Raw genomic sequence first — 21,025 nt, 5'->3', positions numbered from 1 at the left:
GCACTGCGAATCCTGAAACTAGATCCACCCGCCCCACTGCAAAAAGAAAATCCCGATGTTGGTGGTGACCGCCGCCATCAACGTGGTGATCACGATAATCGCCGCCGCCAGCTCATGATTGCCATCGGCCGCCCGGGCCATGACGAAACTGGCGGCGGCGGTCGGGCTGCCGAAATACAGAAACAGAATCCCCAGTTCCGCTCCGCGAAAGCCCCACAGCCATGCACCCAGTGTCGCCAGCACGGGCAGGCCGATCATCTTCACCAGGCTTGAACTCAGGGCCATGTTGCCGCTTTTGCGCAATGCCGCCAGGGACAGCGTGCCGCCGATGCAGATCAGCGCCAGTGGCAAGGTGGTTTGCGCCAGGTACTGGCCGGAGGTCTCCAGCCACCCCGGCAAGCCGATCTTGAAATAGGCGAACGGTGCAGCCGCAATCACGCTGATGATCAGCGGGTTGCTGAACACGCTTTTGCAGATGCTCCACGGATCGGACTTGATCACCGGGCTGTACACCGCCAGCACGATGGTCGAGAGGGTGTTGTAGAACAAGATCACCAGCGCCGCGAGAATCGCCCCGAGGGAAATCCCGTAGTCGCCGTACATGCTGGCCGCCAGCGCCAGGCCGATGACACCGTTGTTGCCGCGAAAAGCGCCCTGGGTGTAGATCCCGCGATCTTCGCGCGGGCACTTCCAGATCGCCCAGCCCCAGGCGATGGCAAAACACACCAGGGTCGCCACGGAAAAGTAGATCAGCAGCGCCGGCTGCAACGCGGCATGCAGGTCGGCATGCAGGATGCCCAGAAACAGCAACGCCGGCATGGTGACGTTGAATACCAGTGCCGACGCGGTATGGATGAAGTTGTCGTTGATCCAGTCGATGCGTTTGAGCAGCACCCCCAGAAACAGCATGGCAAACACCGGCGCGGTGATGTTCAGGGTTTCGAGGAAAATTGCCAGCATGCCGGGGTAACCTTGGTGGGCGTCGTTAGGTGCCTAATGATAAGCCACTGAAGACTTCGGCGCCTGTTAGATCGCCTTCGCGAGCAAGCCCGCTCCCACATTTGATCTGCTGTGAACACAGAATTTGTGCCCACCCAAGATCCCCTGTGGAAGCGGGCTTGCTCGCGAAGAACGATAACGCGGTCCTACGTGATCGGCGCCGGGTTGAACAAGGTGATGTCGTTATGCAGTTTGTGCTGCTCGGCCCACGTCTGTTTCTTGCCGCTGGCCACGTCCAGGTAGAAGTGGAACAGCTCCCAGCCCAGCTCCTCGATCGATGCACGCCCGGTGGCAATGCGCCCGGCGTCGATGTCGATCAGGTCCGGCCAGCGTTGCGCCAGTTCAGTCCGGGTCGAGACCTTGACCACCGGTGCCATGGCCAGCCCGTAAGGCGTGCCGCGACCGGTGGTGAACACGTGCAGGTTCATCCCCGCCGCCAGCTGCAGCGTCCCGCAGACAAAGTCACTGGCCGGGGTCGCGCAGAAAATCAGGCCTTTACGCTTGAAACGCTCACCTGGGCCAAGCACGCCATTGATCGCGCTGCTGCCGGACTTGACGATCGAGCCCAGGGACTTCTCGACAATGTTCGACAACCCGCCCTTCTTGTTGCCAGGCGTGGTGTTGGCACTGCGATCCGCCTCGCCCTTGGCCAGGTAGCGGTCGTACCAGTCCATTTCCCGCACCAGCTCCTGGGCGACTTCCTGGTTTTCCGCGCGGGAGGTCAGCAGATAGATGGCATCGCGCACTTCGGTGACTTCGGAAAACATCACCGTCGCACCCGCCCGCAACAGCAGGTCCGAGGCATAACCGAGCGCCGGGTTGGCGGTGATACCGGAGAACGCATCACTGCCGCCGCATTGCATGCCGAGGATCAGCTCGGACGCCGGCACGGTTTCCCGCCGACGTTGATCAAGCTTTTTCAAACGGGTTTCGGCCAGTCCCATGATCTGCTCGATCATCTCGGTGAAGCCGTGGCTGGAGTCCTGCAAGCGATACAACCACGGCTCGCTGAGATCCACCGAACTGTCGTTGTCGTGCATCACCTGCCCGGCCTGCAACTTTTCGCAGCCCAGGCTGATGACCAGCGCTTCACCACCCAGGTTCGGGTTGCGCGCCAGGTTGCGCACGGTGCGGATCGGAATGTACGCGTCGGTGGCGGTGATGGCCACGCCGCAGCCGTAGCTGTGGGTCAGCGCCACCACGTCATCGACGTGCGGGTACTTGGGCAGCAACTCATCCTTGATGCGTTTGACCGCATGATCGAGTACGCCGGTCACGCATTGAACAGTGGTGGTGATGCCAAGAATGTTGCGCGTACCGACGGTGCCGTCAGCGTTGCGATAACCCTCGAAGGTGAAGCCTTCCAGCGGTGCTTGCGCGGCCGGCACGTCGGTGGACAGCGGCAGGCTGTCCAGCGGTGGCGCGGTCGGCATGCGCAGTTGATCTTCCTTGACCCAACTGCCGCGCGGAATCGGCTGCAAGGCGTAGCCAATGACCTGGCCGTAGCGAATTACCTGGCCACCTTCGGGAATGTCTTCCAGGGTGACCTTGTGGCTCTGTGGCACGAAGTCCACGGTCACCAGGCCGTCCGCAAACTCGGTACCGGCTGGTACGCCCTGATCGTTGACCACAATCACTACGTTATCCCGCTCGTGCAAGCGGATGTAGCGCGGCGAGTCGGAATGTTCAATCAACTGCATGACGCCGCTCCTCAGGAATGCGCTTGAGATAATTTGCCAGGGGCTTCAGAACCGTTCGCTGGTGGCTCTTTGAGCACCACGCGTTTGATCGGGCCGACGATGACCAGATAGCTGAACACCGCGACCAAAGCGTTGCAACCGACGAACACCAACGCCCACTTGAATGAACCGGTGGAGCTGATGATGTAGCCGATCACGATCGGGGTGGTGATGGACGCGAGGTTACCGAAGGTGTTGAACAAGCCACCGCTCAGGCCGGCGATCTGCTTCGGCGAAGTATCGGATACCACGGCCCAGCCCAACGCGCCCACGCCTTTGCCGAAGAATGCCAGGGCCATGAAGCCGACGACCATCCATTCAACGTCCACGTAGTTACAGGCCACGATGCTGCTGGAAACCAGCAGGCCGGCAATGATCGGCGCCTTGCGGGCGAAGGTCAGGGAATGGCCTTTGCGCAGCAGGTAATCGGAAATCACTCCGCCGAGCACACCACCGATAAAACCGCAGATCGCCGGCAACGAAGCGATGAAACCGGCCTTGAGGATGGTCATGCCGCGCTCTTGCACCAGGTACACCGGGAACCAGGTCAGGAAGAAGTAGGTGATGCCATTGATGCAGTACTGGCCCAGGTACACGCCGAGCATCATGCGGTTGGTCAGCAGTTGGCGGATGTAGTCCCACTTCGGACCGTCGACTTTCTTGCCTTTGCCTTTGTCCTGGTCCATGTCGACCATGCCGCCATTGTCGGCGATGTGCTTGAACTCGGCGTCATTGATCATCGGGTGCTGGCGCGGACTGTGGATCACTTTCAGCCAGATGCCCGAGAAGATGATGCCGATCACGCCCATGACGATGAACACGTGCTGCCAGCCGAAGCTGTAGACGATCCAGCCCATCAACGGTGCGAACAACACAGTGGCGAAGTATTGCGCCGAGTTGAAGATCGCCGAGGCGGTGCCGCGTTCAGCGGTCGGGAACCAGGCCGCGACGATGCGCGCGTTGCCGGGGAAGGACGGCGCTTCGGCCAGGCCCACGAGGAAGCGCAGCATGAACAGCGCAACCACCGCCGTGGACATGCCGAACTCACCGACATAACCCTGCAGGACGGTGAACAGCGACCAGGTGAAGATGCTCAATGCGTAGATTTTTTTCGAACCAAAACGGTCAAGCAGCCAGCCACCGGGGATTTGCCCGGCCACATAGGCCCAACCGAATGCGGAGAAGATGTAGCCGAGGGTAACGGCATCAATGCCCAGGTCTTTCTGCAGGCTGGAGCCGGCGATTGCGATGGTAGCGCGGTCGGCGTAGTTGATCGTGGTCACCAGAAACAGCATGAGCAGGATCAAATAGCGGACGTGAGTCGGCTTGGTCGATTGCATGTAGATGTACTCCCACTAATTATTTTTTTTGCGGGTAATCGTTTTTCTGTAGGAGCGAGCTTGCTCGCGATGGTGGTCAACGATGACGCGGGGCATCAGGTTGAACGCCGCGCCTTCAAGACCATCGCGAGCAAGCTCGCTCCTACACGGGGTGCTGCGCTTACGAACCGATGTAGCTGGTCTTCACGACCGTGTAGAACTCCTGCGCATAGCGACCTTGCTCACGTGATCCATAGGATGAACCTTTACGCCCACCGAACGGAACGTGGTAATCCACACCGGCGGTCGGCAGGTTGACCATCACCATCCCGGCCTGGGAGTGGCGCTTGAAGTGGTTGGCGTACTTCAGCGAGGTCGTGGCAATGCCCGCCGACAGACCGAACTCGGTGTCGTTGGCCATGGCCAGCGCAGCTTCGTAATCGGCGACGCGGACGATGTTGGCCACCGGGCCGAAGATTTCTTCCTGGCTGATGCGCATCGACGCTTCGCTGTCGGCAAACAGGGTTGGCGCGAGGAAGTACCCCTCGGTGTCGCACGTCACCAGACCACCGCCGCTGACCAGGCGCGCACCTTCGGACTGGCCGATGTCGATGTACTTCATGTCTTGTTCAAGTTGCGCTTGCGAGACCACCGGACCGATATCGGTGCCAGCCTTCAACGCATGGCCGACCTTGATCGACTTCATGCGCTCGGCCATGGCTTCGACGAACTGGTCGTGGATGCCAGCGGTGACGATGAAGCGGCTCGATGCGGTGCAACGCTGGCCGGTGGAGTAGAACGCGCTCTGTACCGACAGTTCGACCGCTTGCTTGAGATCGGCATCGTCGAGAATGACCTGCGGGTTCTTGCCGCCCATTTCCAACTGGACCTTGGCCTGACGCGACACACAGCTCACGGCGATCTGACGACCGACACCCACTGAACCGGTGAAGCTGATGCCGTCGACTTTCGGGCTGTGGACCAGCGCATCGCCAACTACGCGACCGCTGCCCATCACCAGGTTGAACACGCCGGCCGGGAAGCCCGCGCGGGAGATGATTTCGGCCAGGGCCCATGCGCAACCCGGAACCAGGTCCGCGGGTTTCAGCACGACGCAGTTGCCGTAGGCCAGGGCCGGGGCGATTTTCCACGCCGGAATGGCAATCGGGAAGTTCCACGGGGTGATCAGACCGACCACGCCCAAGGCTTCGCGAGTGACTTCAACATTGACGCCCGGACGCACCGACGGCAGATAGTCGCCGGACAGTCGCAGGCATTCACCAGCGAAGAACTTGAAGATGTTACCGGCGCGGGTCACTTCGCCGATGGCTTCAGGCAGGGTCTTGCCCTCTTCCCGGGCCAGCAGGGTGCCGAGCTCTTCGCGACGGGCGAGGATCTCAGTACCGACTTTGTCCAGGGAATCGTGACGCGCCTGAATGCCGGAAGTGGACCAGGCCGGAAACGCGGCACGGGCGGCGTCGATGGCGGCGTGAACCTGAGCCAGGTCAGCCTTGGCGTAATCGCCGATGGCATCGGTCAGTTCGGACGGGTTGATGTTGGTCGAATAGTCGCCACCAGCAACCCATTCGCCGTTGATGTAGTTATCAAAACGCTTTGAATCAGCCACTTGCTCATCTCCTCACGCAAAAAGCCGCTGATTGCTCAGCGGCCCTGGTTTTATCGGGTATTACTGCGCGCCCTGCTTGTCGATCAGCGCGGCGAGCATTTCGTACTCTTCGCCGGTCAGATCGGTCAGTGGCGCACGCACAGGACCTGCGTCGTAGCCGGCAATTTTTGCCCCGGCCTTGACAATGCTCACGGCGTAACCGGCCTTGCGGTTACGGATGTCCAGGTACGGCAGGAAGAAGTCGTCGATGATCTTGCCGACAGTGGCGTGATCTTCACGAGCGATCGCGTGGTAGAAGTCCATCGCGGTTTTCGGAATGAAGTTGAACACCGCCGAGGAGTAGACCGGCACGCCCAGCGCCTTGTAGGCCGCGGCGTAGACTTCAGCGGTCGGCAAGCCACCCAGGTAGCTGAAGCGATCACCGAGGCGGCGACGGATCGACACCATCAACTCGATGTCACCCAGACCGTCCTTGTAGCCGATCAGGTTCGGGCAGCGCTCGGCCAGACGCTCCAGCAGCGGCGCGTTCAAGCGGCAGACGTTACGGTTGTAGACCACCACGCCGATGTTGACCGATTTACACACGGCTTCAACGTGGGCGGCAACGCCGTCCTGGCTGGCTTCGGTCAGGTAATGCGGCAGCAGCAACAGACCCTTGGCGCCCAGACGCTCGGCTTCCTGTGCGTATTCGATGGCCTGGCGGGTCGAACCGCCCACACCGGCCAGGATTGGCACGCTGGTGGCGCAAGTGTCGACCGCAGTCTTGATGATTTCCGAATATTCGCTGGCCGCCAGAGAGAAGAACTCACCGGTGCCGCCCGCGGCGAACAGAGCCGAGGCGCCGTATGGGGCCAGCCATTCGAGACGCTTGATATAACCCGCGCGATTGAAGTCGCCCTGAGCATTGAAATCGGTGACCGGGAAAGACAGCAGACCGGCAGAGAGGATGGACTTCAGTTCTTGTGGATTCATTATTCGAACACCCTGGATAGCGACGTTGTGTGAGAAAACCGTTCAGCCTGCGCTGAAGTTGTAGGTCATCGTACAACTTAAAATACAACCGTCAACTGCATTTCATCGCCGCAGAGGAAAATTGTTCGACAGGAATGCGTTGAGCCTTGTATTAGAGGGTTTGTACGTGGTGGGACGGGATGCTCACGACAGGACAATCGGTGTTCTAGAGATACGTTGTCGGAAGATAGAGGAACCTGGTTGAAGGTTTTGCGGCGCGGCTGAAGGCCACTTCGCGAGCAAGCCCGCTCCCACAGGGGATGTGCATCGTGCACAAATCAAGTGTGGGAGCGGGCTTGCTCGCGAAGGCAATCTGTCAGTCAATACAGGACTGGAAGCAGAACACTCAGCCGCGCTGCGCCTCAGCCTCTTCATGGGCATGACGCAACCGCTCACGGCTGTTGGTCAGGTGCAGGCGCATGGCCGCACGCGCCGCATCGGAATCCTGGCGGGCAATGGCGTCGTAGATTTCCTCGTGCTCACGGCTCAGGCGACCCATGTAGTGCTGCTGGTCGTCATGGGCCAGGCGCGCGGAGTTCAGCCGAGTGCGCGGAATGATGCTGGTGCCCAGGTGGGTCATGATGTCGGTGAAATAGCGGTTGCCGGTGGACAGCGCGATTTCGAGGTGGAAAGCGAAGTCCGAAGCCACGGCGTCACTGGCGTGGGCGGCACTTTCGTTCAACGCATCGAGGGCGGCGCGCATGTTGGCCAACTGTTCCGGACTGCGACGTTGCGCCGCCAGCCCGGCAGATTCCACTTCCAGGCTGATGCGCAGTTCCAGGATCGCCAGCACATCGCGCAAGGTCACCACGGTCGCCGGGTCGATACGGAAACCGCTCGGGCTCGGCGTGTCGAGCACGAAGGTGCCGATACCGTGGCGGGTTTCCACCTGCCCTGCCGCCTGCAAACGGGAAATCGCCTCGCGCACCACCGTGCGGCTGACACCATGGGCATCCATGATGGCCGACTCGGTAGGCAACTTGTCGCCACGCTTGAGATGACCGTCGCGGATCTGCTCGGACAGCACCGTCACCAGTTCCTGAGCGAGGCTGCGGCGCTTGCGAGGGAGGCGTGGTGTGTCGTTGAGGTTTTCCATGGTGAACATCTGTCTCGAAAGTTCGGCTGCTGAAAGCGCATCATAGCGCAACGCGGTTGTACGATCACCTTGCCCTTGTAGGAGCGAGCTTGCTCGCGATGGACTTGAACGCGCCGCGTTTATTCAGAAAGCACGCGTTATCGTTAGCCTCCATCGCGAGCAAGCTCGCGCCTACAAGGAACCGGGTGGTTATGCGGTCACCGCCTGGTCCACCAGATGGCCATTCTCGATACGAACATGCCGCGGATGGAAGCGCTTCAGGCTGCTGCGATGGCCGACGCTGACAATGCTCAGCCCCGGCAACTCATCGATCAACGCCTGATACAACGTGGCCTCGTCCTCTTCGTCCATCGCCGAAGTCGCTTCGTCCATGTACAGCCATTGCGGCGCATAGAGCAGTGCACGGGCAAAGGCCAGGCGCTGCTGCTCACCCGGCGACAACATGCGCTGCCAGTGGTTGGCTTCGTCGAGACGAGCAACCAGGTGCGGCAGGCGACAGGTTTCCAGCACCTGCACGTAGCGTTCGTTCGGGTAGGTATCGCCGGGCTGGGGATAACTAAGGACATCACGCAAGGTGCCAATCGGCAAATACGGCTTTTGCGGCAGGAACAGGTAGCGCGCCGCCGGCAGGCGAATACTGCCGTGGCCGGCCGGCCACAGATGTCCCATCGCCCGCAGCAAGGTCGACTTGCCGCTGCCGGAACGACCGCTGAGCATCACACGCTCGCCCTCCTCCACGGTCATGTCGGCGTTGGTCAGCAGGTGACGACCTTCAGCCAGATCGAGGCCGAGGTTGTGCACCTTCAGCGCCGAGCCCGAATTCTGTACGTCGATGGCCGGCGCACGCTCTTCGTTGTCAGTCATGGCCTGATGGAAGCTGAGCAGACGATCGCAGGTGGCGCGCCAGGAGGCGAGGCTCTGGTACGCACTGATGAACCAGCTGAAGCTTTCCTGCACATTGCCGAACGCCGAGCTGATCTGCATCAGTTCGCCGAGTTCGATCTTGCCGGCGAGATAACGCGGCGAGGCAACGATGAACGGGAAGATGATGGCGGCCTGACTGTAACCGGCGGTGAAGAACGTCAGGCGCTTGGACACCTTCATGATGTCCCAGAAGTTATGCCAGACCATCCCGAAGCGATTGCTCAACCGGCGATTTTCGTTCGGCTCGCCGTTGTACAACGCGATGCTTTCGGCATTCTCGCGAATTCGCACCATGGAGAAACGCAGGTCGGCTTCGAAGCGTTGTTGTTGGTTGTTCAGGCCGATCAGGCGACGACCGATCAAATGCGTCAACCAGCTACCGACCACCGCGTAAACCAGTACGCACCAGAACATGTAGCCGGGAATGGTGATGCCGAACACTTCAATACTGCCCGACACGCCCCACAGAATGATCGAGAACGACACCAGGCTGACGATATTGCGCAGCAGCCCGATACCCAGCTCAAGGGTGTTGGAGGTGAAGTTGTTGAGGTCTTCGGAAATCCGCTGGTCCGGGTTATCGGTGTAACCGCCCTGTTCCAGCTGGTAGTAATTCTTGTCGGCGAGCCAGCGCGCAAAGTGCTTTTCAGTCAGCCATGCCCGCCAGCGGATCGTCAGCATCTGGGTCAGATAGAGCCGGTACACCGCGCCGACGATCGCCACCGCGGCAATCGCGCAGAAGTACAGGATCAACTGCCAGAACGCCGCCTCGTCCTTCTTTTGCAGGGCGTTGTAGAAGTCCTTGTACCAGGTGTTGAACCACACCGAGATCCCCACGCTGATCAGCGACAGCGCAATCACCGCGATCAGCAGCGTCCAGGCCTTGGCCTTCTCTTCACTGCGCCAGTAAGGCGTGATCATCGCCCACACTTTGCGAAAAAACTGCCCGCGCACGGCGTCGTTGACCGCGGAATACTCAGCGTTCTGATTCATGGATAAGGCTCGATAAAGAAAAGTGCACACACGAACCGATCATAGATGATCGGTCCGGTTTGTCGCGAGATACGGCCCGCATTCGTTCAGCGCAGGTTCAGCGGCGAACGGGGCGCTTCTGCAGTTTGCGCTGCAGGGTGCGGCGGTGCATGCCCAGGGCACGGGCCGTGGCGGAGATGTTGCCCTCGTGCTCGGTCAGCACGCGCTGGATGTGCTCCCACTGCAGGCGGTCCACGGACATCGGGTTTTCCGGCACCAGGCTGTCGAGATCGGCGTGTTCGGACAGCAGCGCCGCCAACACGTCGTCCGCATCCGCCGGTTTGCACAGGTAATTGCAGGCACCGCGCTTGATCGCCTCGACGGCAGTGGCAATGCTCGAGTAACCGGTGAGGATCACCACGCGCATTTCCGGGTCCATTTCCAGCAACTTGGGCAGCAGCACCAGGCCGGAATCGCCGTCCATCTTCAGGTCCAGGGCGGCGTAATCCGGCAGATCGGCCTTGGCCAGCTCCAGGCCTTCCTCGGCGGAACTGGCGGTGCTGACGCGAAAACCCCGGCGGGCCATGGCGCGAGCCATGACGCGGGTGAATGTGGCGTCGTCATCGACCAGCAACAAATGCGGCAGTTCTTCGCCTTCGACTTGGATCTCTTCACTCATGTTCGTCTCCTCGGGCGACACGGGGCAGGCGCAGCTCGGTGAGCGTGCCACCTTCCTCATGACTGTAGAGTTTCACTGAGCCGCCGGCGCGTGTCACGCTGGCCTTGCTCAAAAACAGGCCCAGGCCGAAACCTTTGCCCTTGGTGGTAAAAAACGGTTTGCCGATTTGCTCGGCGATGGCCAGCGGCACACCGGCGCCGTGGTCACGAATGCTGATGGTGAGGTTTTCCCAATCCCAGTCCAGCGTCACTTGCAGCCCTTCCGGGCAGGCATCGGCGGCGTTGTTCAGCAGATTCAGCAACGCCTGGGTCAGGTCTGGTGGCGGCGCCATGCGAGGGACCGGGCCCTGGCCAAGGCGCTGGAAGCGATAGCTGGCTTCCGGGCGCATCAGGTGCCAGCGATTGAGGGCTTCGTCGAGCCAATCGGTGACATCCTGCATCTCCACCGCCAACCGACGATTGGCCTCCGCCGCCCGAACAAGCTGCTGCAAGGTTTCCTTGCACAGCTTGACCTGATCCTGCAGCACGCTCAGGTCGTCCTGCAACATCGGATCATGGTGATCCTGACGCATTTCCTTGAGCAGCACACTCATGGTCGCCAGCGGCGTACCCAATTCATGAGCCGCACCGGCGGCCTGGGTGGCGACGGCCAGCAGTTGCTGATCGCGTAGGCCCTCTTCGCGGCGAATGGCGCGCAATTCTTCCTGGCGGCGCAGCTCTTCGGCCATGCGCGCGGCGAAGAAGGTGATCACTGCGGCGGCGAGAGCGAAGCTCAGCCACATCCCGTATACCTGCAGGTTTTCCCGAGCGATGGGGAAGGTTTGCAGCGGGTAGAACTGCGCCAGCAACAGCGTGTACATCGTCAGCGCGATACCCGACAGGATCACCGAATAACGCCATGGCAACGTCACGGCGGCAATGGTCAGCGGCACCAGGTAATAGGAGACGAAGGGGTTGGTCGAACCACCGGAGAAGAACAGCAATGCGCTGTGGATAAACAGGTCGCAGGCCAGTTGCACAGCGTATTCGAGCTCGGTCACCGGCCACGAGGTGCGCAGGCGAATCGCCGTGAACACGCACAACAGCATTGAGCATGCGAGCGTCGCGGCCAGTTGAAACCAGGGCAGCGGCAACAATTCGAGCCAGTAGGCCAGGCCCACGGAACCTGCCTGGGCGGCCAGCACCAAGGTGCGGATGAACGTCAGCCGCCAGAGGTTCTGGCGAGTGGCGGAAGTGATTTGAACGGGGGCGAGCATGAGCTCTCCTGATGAGCGCTCCAGGCGGATCGCCGGGAGTATAACCAAGCACAGGGGCTGACAGGCAAAAGTGCGGCAAACGGCCACATGTAGGAGCTGGCTTGCCAGCGATGGACGTTAACGATAACGCGCGCATTCAGGATAAACGCGGCGCCCGCGACTCCATCGCTGGCAAGCCAGCTCCTACAAACAGCGAGTGGCAGCCATGCATCTGTATAGAAGTTGTAACTGTGCGAACCGGAACATAAAAGCTAGAGTCTGATGGTTTCACGCAGGACCGGATCATACCCCTGCGCACCTTCAAGGAGCCTTCATGCACACATTCCGCCGCAGCGCCGCCCTCCTCGCCCTGAGCCTTGGCACCGTCGCCAGTCTCCCGGCCCTGGCCGCCGACGAGCTTCATTACAACCAGATTTCCCTGCGCGCCGAAGTCAGTCAGGAAGTGGCCCGCGACCTGATGATCGTGACCCTCTATACCGAAGAACAGAACAGCGACCCGGCCAAACTCGCCGCCGACGTCAGCACCACCATGAACAAGGCGCTGGCCCAGTCCAAGCAAGTCAAGGACATCACCCTGCGTCAGGGCAGTCGCAACAGCTACCCGATCTATGACACCAAGGGCCAGAAAATCACCGGCTGGCGCGAGCGTGCCGAATTGCGCCTGGAAAGCTCGGACTTCGCCGCATTGTCGAAGCTGACCGGCGAACTGCTCACCGACCTGAAAATGGGCGGCATGGACTTCGCTATCGCCACCCCGACCCGCAAGGCCAGCGAAGACGCCCTGCTCAAGGACGCCGTGACCGCCTTCAAGGCCCGCGCCCAGCTTGCGACTGAGGCCCTGGGCGGCAAGGGCTACAAGATCGTCAACCTGAACCTCAACAGCAACGGTTATCCACAGCCTTACCTGCGCGCGCCGATGATGATGAAAGCCGCCGCCATGGACGCCGCACCGGTGACACCGGATGTTGAAGCCGGCACCAGCCAGGTGAGCATGACCGCCGATGGTTCGATTGAAGTGCTGATGCCTTGAGTCGATAGGCCCTGAACAAAAAAACGGCGATCACTCACATGATCGCCGTTTTTTTTGGGCAGTTTTCCGGCATGAGCTATAACTGGATAGACCACCGGGAAAAAGCCGGCAGTTGCATCGGGTGCAACTGAGTTCGATTGGCCACTATCGGCGCAACAATAACCACTCTTATTCACGCCATACCCACACCACAAAACAGGGGTATAAATAAGTAACACCCCGCCCTGATCGGGAGCACCCAGTGTTCATGGCGCACCGTAAAAGTGCGTCGTTTGCACCGTAAAAATGCCGCGCAAACGGTCAAATGCGTCAGGTTTTATACAAATGCGACATTAAGGTACGTTCGTGCCACCGTTTAAGGCTTGTAGTCGCTCTGGATCTTGCATTGGGTATGGCCCCTGCATAAGTATCCGCAGGCACGACTCACGAGGTCGTCCTCTAATTCCAAAAATGACAACAAATCATGAGGCCACCATGCTTAAACACGCGGTCATTCCGTTTCTAGTTGGCGCAAGCTTGCTAGCCAGCGCACCGTTCGCCCAAGCAGCGACCAACCTGGTGTTCTGCTCCGAAGGGAGCCCGGCCGGTTTCGATCCAGGTCAATACACCACCGGAACCGACTTCGACGCCTCTGCAGAAACCATGTTCAACCGCCTCACCCAGTTCGAGCGCGGCGGCACCGCCGTAATTCCTGGTCTGGCGACCAAGTGGGACATCTCCGATGACGGCCTGACCTACACCTTCCACCTGCGTGAAGGCGTCAAGTTCCACACCACCCCGTACTTCAAGCCGACTCGTGAGTTCAACGCCGACGACGTGCTGTTCACCTTTAATCGCATGATTAACAAGGATGACCCGTTCCGCAAAGCGTACCCGACCGAATTCCCGTACTTCACCGACATGGGGATGGACACCAACATCACCAAGATCGATAAAGTCGACGACCACACTGTCAAGTTCACCCTGAAAGAAGTTGATGCCGCGTTCATCCAGAACATGGCCATGAGCTTCGCTTCCGTACAGTCCGCCGAGTACGCTGCCCAGCTGCTCAAGGAAGGCAAGGCCGCCGACATCAACCAGAAGCCGGTCGGCACTGGTCCGTTCGTGTTCAAGAGCTACCAGAAAGACTCCAACATCCGCTACACCGGGAACAAGGACTACTGGAAGCCGGAAGACGTGAAGATCGACAACCTGATCTTCGCTATCACTACCGACCCGTCGGTGCGTATCCAGAAGCTGAAGAAGAACGAGTGCCAGGTCACCCTGTTCCCGCGTCCGGCCGACCTGAAAGCCCTGAAGGAAGACAAGACCCTGAAGGTGCCTGACCAGGCTGGTTTCAACCTCGGTTACATCGCCTATAACGTGATGGACAAGGTCAAGGGCAGCAACGAGCCAAACCCGCTGGCCCAGCTGAAAGTGCGTCAGGCACTGGACATGGCGGTCAACAAGCAACAGATCATCGACTCCGTGTACCAGGGCGCCGGTCAACTGGCCGTCAACGCCATGCCACCGACCCAGTGGTCCTACGACACTACCATCAAGGATGCGCCGTACAACCCTGAGAAAGCCAAGGAGCTGCTCAAGGAAGCTGGCGTGAAAGATGGCACGGAAATCGTTCTCTGGGCGATGCCGGTTCAGCGTCCGTACAACCCGAACGCCAAACTGATGGCAGAAATGCTGCAGTCCGACTGGTCCAAGATCGGCCTCAAGGTCAAGATCCAGAGCTACGAGTGGGGCGAGTACATCAAGCGCTCCAAAGGTGGCGAGAACCAGGCGATGCTGATTGGCTGGAGCGGTGACAATGGTGATCCGGACAACTGGCTGAACGTGCTGTTCGGCTGCGACTCGCTGGAAGGCAACAACTTCTCCAAATGGTGCGACAAGAAGTTCGACGGCATCGTCAAGGAAGCCAAGCGCACGACCGATCAGGCCAAGCGCACCGAACTGTACAAGCAGGCACAACACGTCCTCAAGGACGCGGTTCCAATGACACCTATCGCTCACTCGACGGTGTTCCAGCCTATGCGCGACAACGTGCAGGACTTCAAGATCAGCCCATTCGGCTTGAACTCCTTCTACGGCGTCAGCGTCAGCAAGTAAGGTTTTGCAACGGCGACGTTTCTGACGTCGCCGTTGCTTTATCTACCGAGCAAAGCAGGAATTTGCCTACATCCAAATCCGCAGCTGGCTACAGCATCGGGTAAGGACGCGTTGCCATTTCCTACGAGTCTTTAGGACTCTACGCATTTACTGCCGGACCCGTGGCTCATACCGTCGGGATCCGACCAGTGCATGCGTGGGTCATCGGTTACTGCTGCGTGCATGGCTTGAAATCAGTGATGCCTCTACGTCCGCGGACGGGACGGCGGCTCACTGACAACACATAAGAGAAAAGGGAGCGTTATGCGCCATACCTTGGTTTTATCCGCATTGCTGGGCACCGGCCTGTTGGCCGCCACTTCCATCAGCCAAGCCGCCAACAACAGCCTGGTGTTCTGCTCCGAAGGCAGCCCCGCCGGTTTCGACACGGCGCAGTACACCACTGCGACCGACAACGACGCCGCCGAGCCGCTGTACAACCGACTGGCAGAGTTTGAAAAAGGCGCGACCAACGTCGTACCGGGCCTGGCCACGAGCTGGGAAATTTCCGAGGACGGCCTCAAATACACGTTTCACCTGCGCGAAGGGGTGAAGTTTCACACCACCAAGTACTTCACGCCGACCCGCGATTTCAACGCCGATGACGTGCTGTTCACGTTCAATCGCATGCTCGATCCGCAACAACCTTTCCGTAAGGCTTATCCGACAGAGTTTCCGTATTTCAACGGCATGAGCCTGAACAAGAACATCGCCAAGGTCGAAAAGACCGGGCCGCTGACCGTGGTCTTTACGCTCAACAGCGTGGACGCCGCGTTCATCCAGAACATCGCCATGAGCTTCGCCGCCATCCTTTCGGCCGAGTACGCCGACAAGCTGCTGGCCGAAGGCAAACCGAGCGACATCAACCAGAAGCCGGTCGGTACCGGGCCGTTCGTGTTCAAGAGCTACCAGAAAGACTCGAACATCCGTTACACCGGTAACAAGCACTACTGGGACCCGAGCCGGGTCAAGCTCGACAACCTGATTTTCGCCATCAACACCGACGCCTCGGTGCGGGTGCAGAAACTCAAGGCCGGCGAGTGCCAGATCACCCTGCACCCGCGCCCCGCCGATGTGCCTGCGCTGAAGAACGACCCGGCGCTGCAACTGATCGAGAAGCCTGGCTTCAACCTCGGCTACATCGCCTACAACGTGCGCCACAAACCGTTCGACCAGCTCGAAGTACGCCAGGCGCTGGACATGGCGGTGAACAAGCAGGGCATTCTCAATGCCGTCTACCAGGGCGCGGGGCAACTGGCGGTCAACGCCATGCCGCCGACCCAATGGTCCTACGACGACACGATCAAGGACGCCGCCTACAACCCGGAAAAAGCCAAGGAATTGCTCAAGGCTGCCGGCGTCAAGGAAGGTACCGAAATCACTCTCTGGGCCATGCCGGTCCAGCGTCCGTACAACCCTAACGCCAAGTTGATGGCCGAGATGCTCCAGGCTGACTGGGCGAAGATCGGCCTCAAGGTGAAGATCGTCAGCTATGAGTGGGGCGAGTACATCAAGCGCACCAAGAATGGCGAGCACGACATCAGCCTGATTGGCTGGACCGGTGACAACGGTGATCCGGACAACTGGCTGGGCACGCTCTACAGCTGCGACGCCATTGGCGGTAACAACTACTCGATGTGGTGTGATCCGGCTTACGACAAGCTGATCAAGCAGGCCAAGGTCGTCACCGACCGAGACCAGCGCACCCTGCTCTACAAACAGGCGCAGCAGTTGCTCAAGCAGCAAGTGCCGATCACGCCAGTCGCCCACTCAACGGTCAACCAGCCGCTGAGCGCCAAAATCGAAGGGTTCAAGGTGAGCCCGTTCGGTCGCAATGTTTTCTCGGGTGTCAGCATAGAAAAATAACCGATTAGCCAGAAATGCCGGGGGGCGGATTTTCCGCCCTCACGCAGACGCTTTGCCGTCTTTCGCCAATTTGGCCAACAGCAAACGTTTGCGTTGCCGTGAATGAGTTCTAAACCAATAGCCGGATCACAAAAAAAGACCGGCATAAAAAAAGAAAGTCAGGAGCTTTACCCATGAAACTGAGCAGCACCGCGTTATTGGCCTTGGCCATCAGCAGCGTAACCGCCACGGCTTACGCAGAATCCCAAAGCCAGGCTTTCACCCCGGTTACCGTGAACGAGAAAAGCGCCCAAAGCGAAGCCACCGGCTTTGTCGAAGGCCAGTCGATCACCGGCACCACGCGTAACTGGTACGCCAACGAGCAACTGCAACGCGGCGCCAAATTCGCCTACAAGAAAGACGGCGTTTCGACCCCGACCGATCGCCGGATCAACTGGGTCCAGGGCACCATCCTCAAGTACAACTCGGGCTTCACCGAAGGCACCGTAGGCTTCAGCACCGAAGTGGCGGCCTACAACGCCATCGCGCTGGACCGGGACCGCAAGGACCTGGCGTCCAACAACGGCGGCGCACCGGGCACGCGTCCAGGCGCAGGCAACAACCGTACCCTGACCAAGGAGGGCGGCGACGCTCAAGGCCAGTGGAGCAAACTGGGCCTGGCCAACGTCAAGGCCCGTGTCTCCAACACCACCCTGACCGCCGGCCGCATGAACTTCAGCAGCCCGATGGTCGACGTGATCGGCAACCGTGCACTGCCTTCGAGCTTCGAAGGTCTGGCCATCCACAGCGAAGAGCTGAACAACCTGGCCTTCGACCTGGCCACCTTCGACCGCAACTCACCGCGTACCGAAGAAAGCCAGCGCAAATTCCGCACCGAATACGCCAACGGCATCGTTGAAACGGACCACGTCTACACCGGCGGCCTGACCTACACCCCTTTTGCCAGCCTGACCACCAGCCTCTGGGCGACCCAGGCTGAAGACATCTGGAACCAGTACTACTTCGGCGCTTCCCACGTACTGGGCGACAGCCAGGTACTGAGCCTGACCACCGGCCTGAACTACTACAAAACCCAGGAAACCGGTAAGGCACTGATCGGCGACATCAACAACGACACCTACTCCCTGTCGTTCGGCCTGACCCACCAGGCCCACACCCTGACCTTCTCGTACCAGGAAGTGAACGGTAACGAGTACTTCGACTACCTGCACGAAACCAACGGCATCTACCTGGCCAACTCCCTGCTGTCGGACTTCAACGGCCCGAACGAAAAATCGTTCCAGGTGGCCTACGGTCTGAACATGGCCGAATACGGCGTACCAGGCCTGAAGTTCAACATCTACCAGGCGCGCGGCTGGGGTATCGACGGCACCCACTACACCGGCAACGGCGGCGTGGTTGGCAAAGGTTATGACGGCATCCAGTCCCAGGATGGCGAACACCACTATGAATACGGCATCGGCGCGACCTACGCCGTGCAGAGCGGCCCGCTCAAGGCCACCACGATCCGCGGTACCTACACCGCTCACCGTGCCAGCGAAAACCAGGCTGACGGCAGCATCAACGAGTTCCGTCTCGTGACCACGGTTCCATTCAACATCCTGTAATGCCGCTGCCGAACGGCGGGTTCCGCGATGAATCGGCCGTTCGGCTTTTGTCCTTTAACTGATTGCAGAGGGTTCTTGATGAAAATGCTTCCCCTACGTGCGGCCATCGCGGCTGCTTTGCTCAGTGTCGCTGTCGGTGTCTCGGCCAAGCCCCTGGTGGTTTGCACCGAAGCCAGCCCCGAAGGCTTCGACATGGTCCAGTACACGACTGCAGTCACCGCCGATGCCGTGGCCGAAACCATCTTCAATCGCCTGGCGGACTTCAAACCGGGTACCACCGAGGTGATTCCGGCGCTGGCTGATTCCTGGGACATCAGCGAAGACGGCCTGAGCTACACCTTCCATCTGCGTAAAGGCGTCAAGTTCCACACCACCGAATACTTCAAGCCGACCCGCGACATGAATGCCGATGACGTGGTCTGGAGCTTCCAGCGCCAGCTGGACCCGAATCATCCATGGCACAAACTGTCGAGCGTGGGTTTCCCGTACTTTGAAAGCATGGGCTTCAAGGAACTGCTGAAAAGCGTCGAGAAAGTCGACGACAACACAGTCAAGTTCACCCTGACCCGTCGCGAAGCGCCATTCCTGGCCGACATCGCCATGGCCTTCTCGTCGATCTACTCCGCCGAGTACGCCGATCAGTTGCTCAAGGCCAACAAGGCCGGTGACCTGAACAACAAGCCAGTCGGCACCGGTCCGTTCGTCTTCCAGCGTTACAACAAGGACGCCCAGGTTCGCTTCAAGGCCAACCCGGATTACTTCCGTGGCAAGCCACCGGCCGACTCGCTGATCCTGGCCATCGCCACCGACAACAACGTGCGCCTGCAAAAGCTCAAGGCCAACGAGTGCCAGGTCGCGCTGTATCCGAAGCCGGATGACATCCCGAGCATCAAGAAAGACCCGAACCTGAAGGTCGACGAACTGAACGCGATGACCGTTTCCTACGTCGCCATGAACACCACGCACAAGTTCATGAGTGATGTGCGGGTGCGCAAAGCCATCGACATCGCCTTCGACAAAGAGGCGTACGTCAATGCGTTGTTCGGCAAGGGCAATGCAACCGCTGCGGTCAACCCGTACCCGGACACCCTGCTGGGCTACAACCACGACCTGAAGAACCCGGCCCATGACCTGGACAAGGCTCGCGCCCTGCTCAAGGAAGCCGGCGTACCGGAAGGCACCACCTTCACCCTGTTCACCCGCAACGGTGGCGGTCCGACCAACCCGAACCCAATGCTCGGCGCGCAGATGATGCAAGCCGACCTGGCCAAGGTCGGAATCAAGATCGACATCCGCGTAATGGAATGGGGCGAAATGCTCAAACGCGCGAAAAACGGCGAGCACGACATGGTTTCCGCCGGATGGGCGGGCGATAACGGCGACCCGGATAACTTCCTGACGCCTATGCTCAGTTGTGAAGCGGCCAAGAACGGAGAAAACTACGCCCGCTGGTGCAATGACAAGTTCCAGGCGCTGCTCGACCAGGCTCGGGAAAAAACCGATCCAGTCGAGCGTGCAGCGCTCTACGAGCAGGCTCAGGTTATTTTTAACCAGGACCAGCCATGGATCAGCATGGCACACACTAGAATGTTTACCGCAATGCGCAACAACGTAGAGGGCTATCACATTAGTCCCCTCACCACGAATAACTTCGCCACCACCCAGGTGAAGTAGATAAGAAAACTCCCGGCATTCCTGACACAGGAATGCCGGGCACGCCTAACCGGCTGATGAGGTACACCTTACGATGTTTAGTTTTATTGCCCGCCGACTGGGGTTACTGATCCCCACGTTTTTCGGCATCACCTTGCTGACATTCGCGTTGATTCGCATGATCCCTGGCGACCCCGTGGAAGTCATGATGGGCGAACGCAGAGTCGACCCCGAAATGCACGCTCAGGCAATGGAACGCCTAGGTCTGAACAAACCCCTGTATGCCCAGTACCTGGATTACATCGGCAAACTGGCCCACGGCGATCTCGGTGAGTCCCTGCGCACCCGTGAAAGCGTCTGGACCGAATTCACCTCCCTGTTCCCCGCGACCCTGGAACTGTCCATGGCCGCTCTGCTGTTCGCCGGCGTCCTCGGCCTTCTGGCCGGGGTAATCGCGGCACTCAAGCGAGGGTCCCTGTTCGACCATGGGGTGATGGGCATCTCCCTGGCGGGATACTCGATGCCGATCTTCTGGTGGGGCCTGATCCTGATCATGTTCTTCTCGGTGAGCCTGGGCTGGACTCCGGTGTCCGGGCGGATCGACCTGCTCTACGACATCGAACCGCGCACCGGCTTCATGCTGATCGATACGCTGCTGGCCGATGACGTCAGTGCGTTCTTCGATGCCCTGCATCACCTGATCCTGCCGGCCATCGTGCTGGGCACCATCCCGCTGGCGGTCATCGCGCGGATGACCCGCTCCTCGATGCTCGAAGTGCTGCGCGAAGACTACATTCGCACCGCCAAGGCCAAGGGCCTGTCTCCGTCGCGCGTGGTGTTCGTGCACGGTCTGCGCAACGCCTTGATTCCGGTACTGACGGTGGTCGGCCTGCAAGTCGGCACCCTGCTGGCCGGTGCGGTCCTGACCGAAACCATCTTCTCCTGGCCCGGCATCGGCAAATGGCTGATCGAAGCCATTGGCGCCCGAGACTATCCCGTCGTGCAAAACGGCATCCTGTTAATCGCCTGCCTGGTGATTGTGGTCAACTTCGTAGTGGACATCCTCTACGGCTTTGCCAACCCACGCATCCGTCATCAGCGCTGAGATC

At 59.8% G+C, this 21,025-nt stretch carries 15 protein-coding genes; 6 read left to right on the top strand and 9 right to left on the bottom strand.

The annotated features are described in order from the left end of the window. Positions 1-18: 18 nt before the first annotated feature. The 9 genes from QMK54_RS04100 to QMK54_RS04060 form a co-directional block, all read right to left on the bottom strand. On the bottom strand, positions 19-960 hold the full coding sequence (locus QMK54_RS04100; protein WP_008000933.1) for an AEC family transporter: 942 nt from the start codon (positions 958-960) through the stop codon (positions 19-21). A gap of 185 nt (positions 961-1,145) precedes the next feature. Beyond that, positions 1,146-2,699, bottom strand: coding sequence for a galactarate dehydratase (gene garD, locus QMK54_RS04095; protein ID WP_320402114.1), 1,554 nt, complete (start codon positions 2,697-2,699; stop codon positions 1,146-1,148). 11 nt (positions 2,700-2,710) lie between these two features. Then, a complete protein-coding gene (locus QMK54_RS04090) occupies positions 2,711-4,078 on the bottom strand; it encodes an MFS transporter (protein WP_057398865.1) in 1,368 nt (455 codons plus the stop codon). A gap of 160 nt (positions 4,079-4,238) precedes the next feature. Then, entirely contained in the window at positions 4,239-5,684 is a 1,446-nt protein-coding gene (locus QMK54_RS04085) for an aldehyde dehydrogenase family protein (protein ID WP_110661189.1), read from the bottom strand. Positions 5,685-5,744: 60 nt separating this feature from the next. Further along, positions 5,745-6,656, bottom strand: coding sequence for a 5-dehydro-4-deoxyglucarate dehydratase (gene kdgD / locus QMK54_RS04080; protein ID WP_007915340.1), 912 nt, complete (start codon positions 6,654-6,656; stop codon positions 5,745-5,747). 385 nt (positions 6,657-7,041) lie between these two features. After that, positions 7,042-7,791 carry a FadR/GntR family transcriptional regulator gene (locus tag QMK54_RS04075; protein WP_178081855.1) on the bottom strand — a complete coding sequence of 250 codons (750 nt, stop codon included), beginning with the start codon at positions 7,789-7,791 and terminating at the stop codon, positions 7,042-7,044. A 189-nt stretch (positions 7,792-7,980) separates the two neighbouring features. After that, complete coding sequence (locus QMK54_RS04070) at positions 7,981-9,708, bottom strand: ABC transporter ATP-binding protein/permease (RefSeq protein WP_110661190.1); 1,728 nt, start codon at positions 9,706-9,708, stop codon at positions 7,981-7,983. Between the two features lie 97 nt (positions 9,709-9,805). Continuing rightward, positions 9,806-10,366, bottom strand: coding sequence for a response regulator transcription factor (locus QMK54_RS04065; protein WP_007981466.1), 561 nt, complete (start codon positions 10,364-10,366; stop codon positions 9,806-9,808). Further along, entirely contained in the window at positions 10,359-11,621 is a 1,263-nt protein-coding gene (locus QMK54_RS04060) for an ATP-binding protein (RefSeq protein WP_110663068.1), read from the bottom strand. The genes QMK54_RS04065 and QMK54_RS04060 overlap by 8 nt, the downstream gene beginning before the upstream one ends. A gap of 313 nt (positions 11,622-11,934) precedes the next feature. Here QMK54_RS04060 and QMK54_RS04055 point away from each other — a divergent pair, with 313 nt between their 5' ends. The 6 genes from QMK54_RS04055 (at position 11,935) to QMK54_RS04030 (ending at position 21,021) form a co-directional block, all read left to right on the top strand. Further along, a complete protein-coding gene (locus QMK54_RS04055) occupies positions 11,935-12,651 on the top strand; it encodes an SIMPL domain-containing protein (RefSeq protein WP_320402113.1) in 717 nt (238 codons plus the stop codon). Between the two features lie 474 nt (positions 12,652-13,125). Next, positions 13,126-14,751, top strand: a complete 1,626-nt coding sequence (locus tag QMK54_RS04050) for an ABC transporter substrate-binding protein (protein WP_110659986.1) — start codon at positions 13,126-13,128, stop codon at positions 14,749-14,751. Positions 14,752-15,054: 303 nt separating this feature from the next. After that, positions 15,055-16,656 (top strand): ABC transporter substrate-binding protein, encoded by a 1,602-nt coding sequence (locus QMK54_RS04045; protein WP_110659987.1) that lies wholly within the window; start codon positions 15,055-15,057, stop codon positions 16,654-16,656. A gap of 173 nt (positions 16,657-16,829) precedes the next feature. Next, on the top strand, positions 16,830-18,263 hold the full coding sequence (locus tag QMK54_RS04040) for an OprD family porin (RefSeq protein WP_320402112.1): 1,434 nt from the start codon (positions 16,830-16,832) through the stop codon (positions 18,261-18,263). Between the two features lie 78 nt (positions 18,264-18,341). Continuing rightward, a complete protein-coding gene (locus QMK54_RS04035; protein ID WP_320402111.1) occupies positions 18,342-19,937 on the top strand; it encodes an ABC transporter substrate-binding protein in 1,596 nt (531 codons plus the stop codon). 73 nt (positions 19,938-20,010) lie between these two features. Continuing rightward, a complete protein-coding gene (locus tag QMK54_RS04030) occupies positions 20,011-21,021 on the top strand; it encodes an ABC transporter permease subunit (RefSeq protein ID WP_110659990.1) in 1,011 nt (336 codons plus the stop codon). Positions 21,022-21,025: the final 4 nt, after the last annotated feature.

The sequence above is a fragment of the Pseudomonas sp. P5_109 genome (genome assembly GCF_034009455.1).
GTDB lineage: Bacteria > Pseudomonadota > Gammaproteobacteria > Pseudomonadales > Pseudomonadaceae > Aquipseudomonas.
Note: the sequence above shows the minus strand (reverse complement) of the source record. Positions and strands in the feature narration are given on the sequence as shown.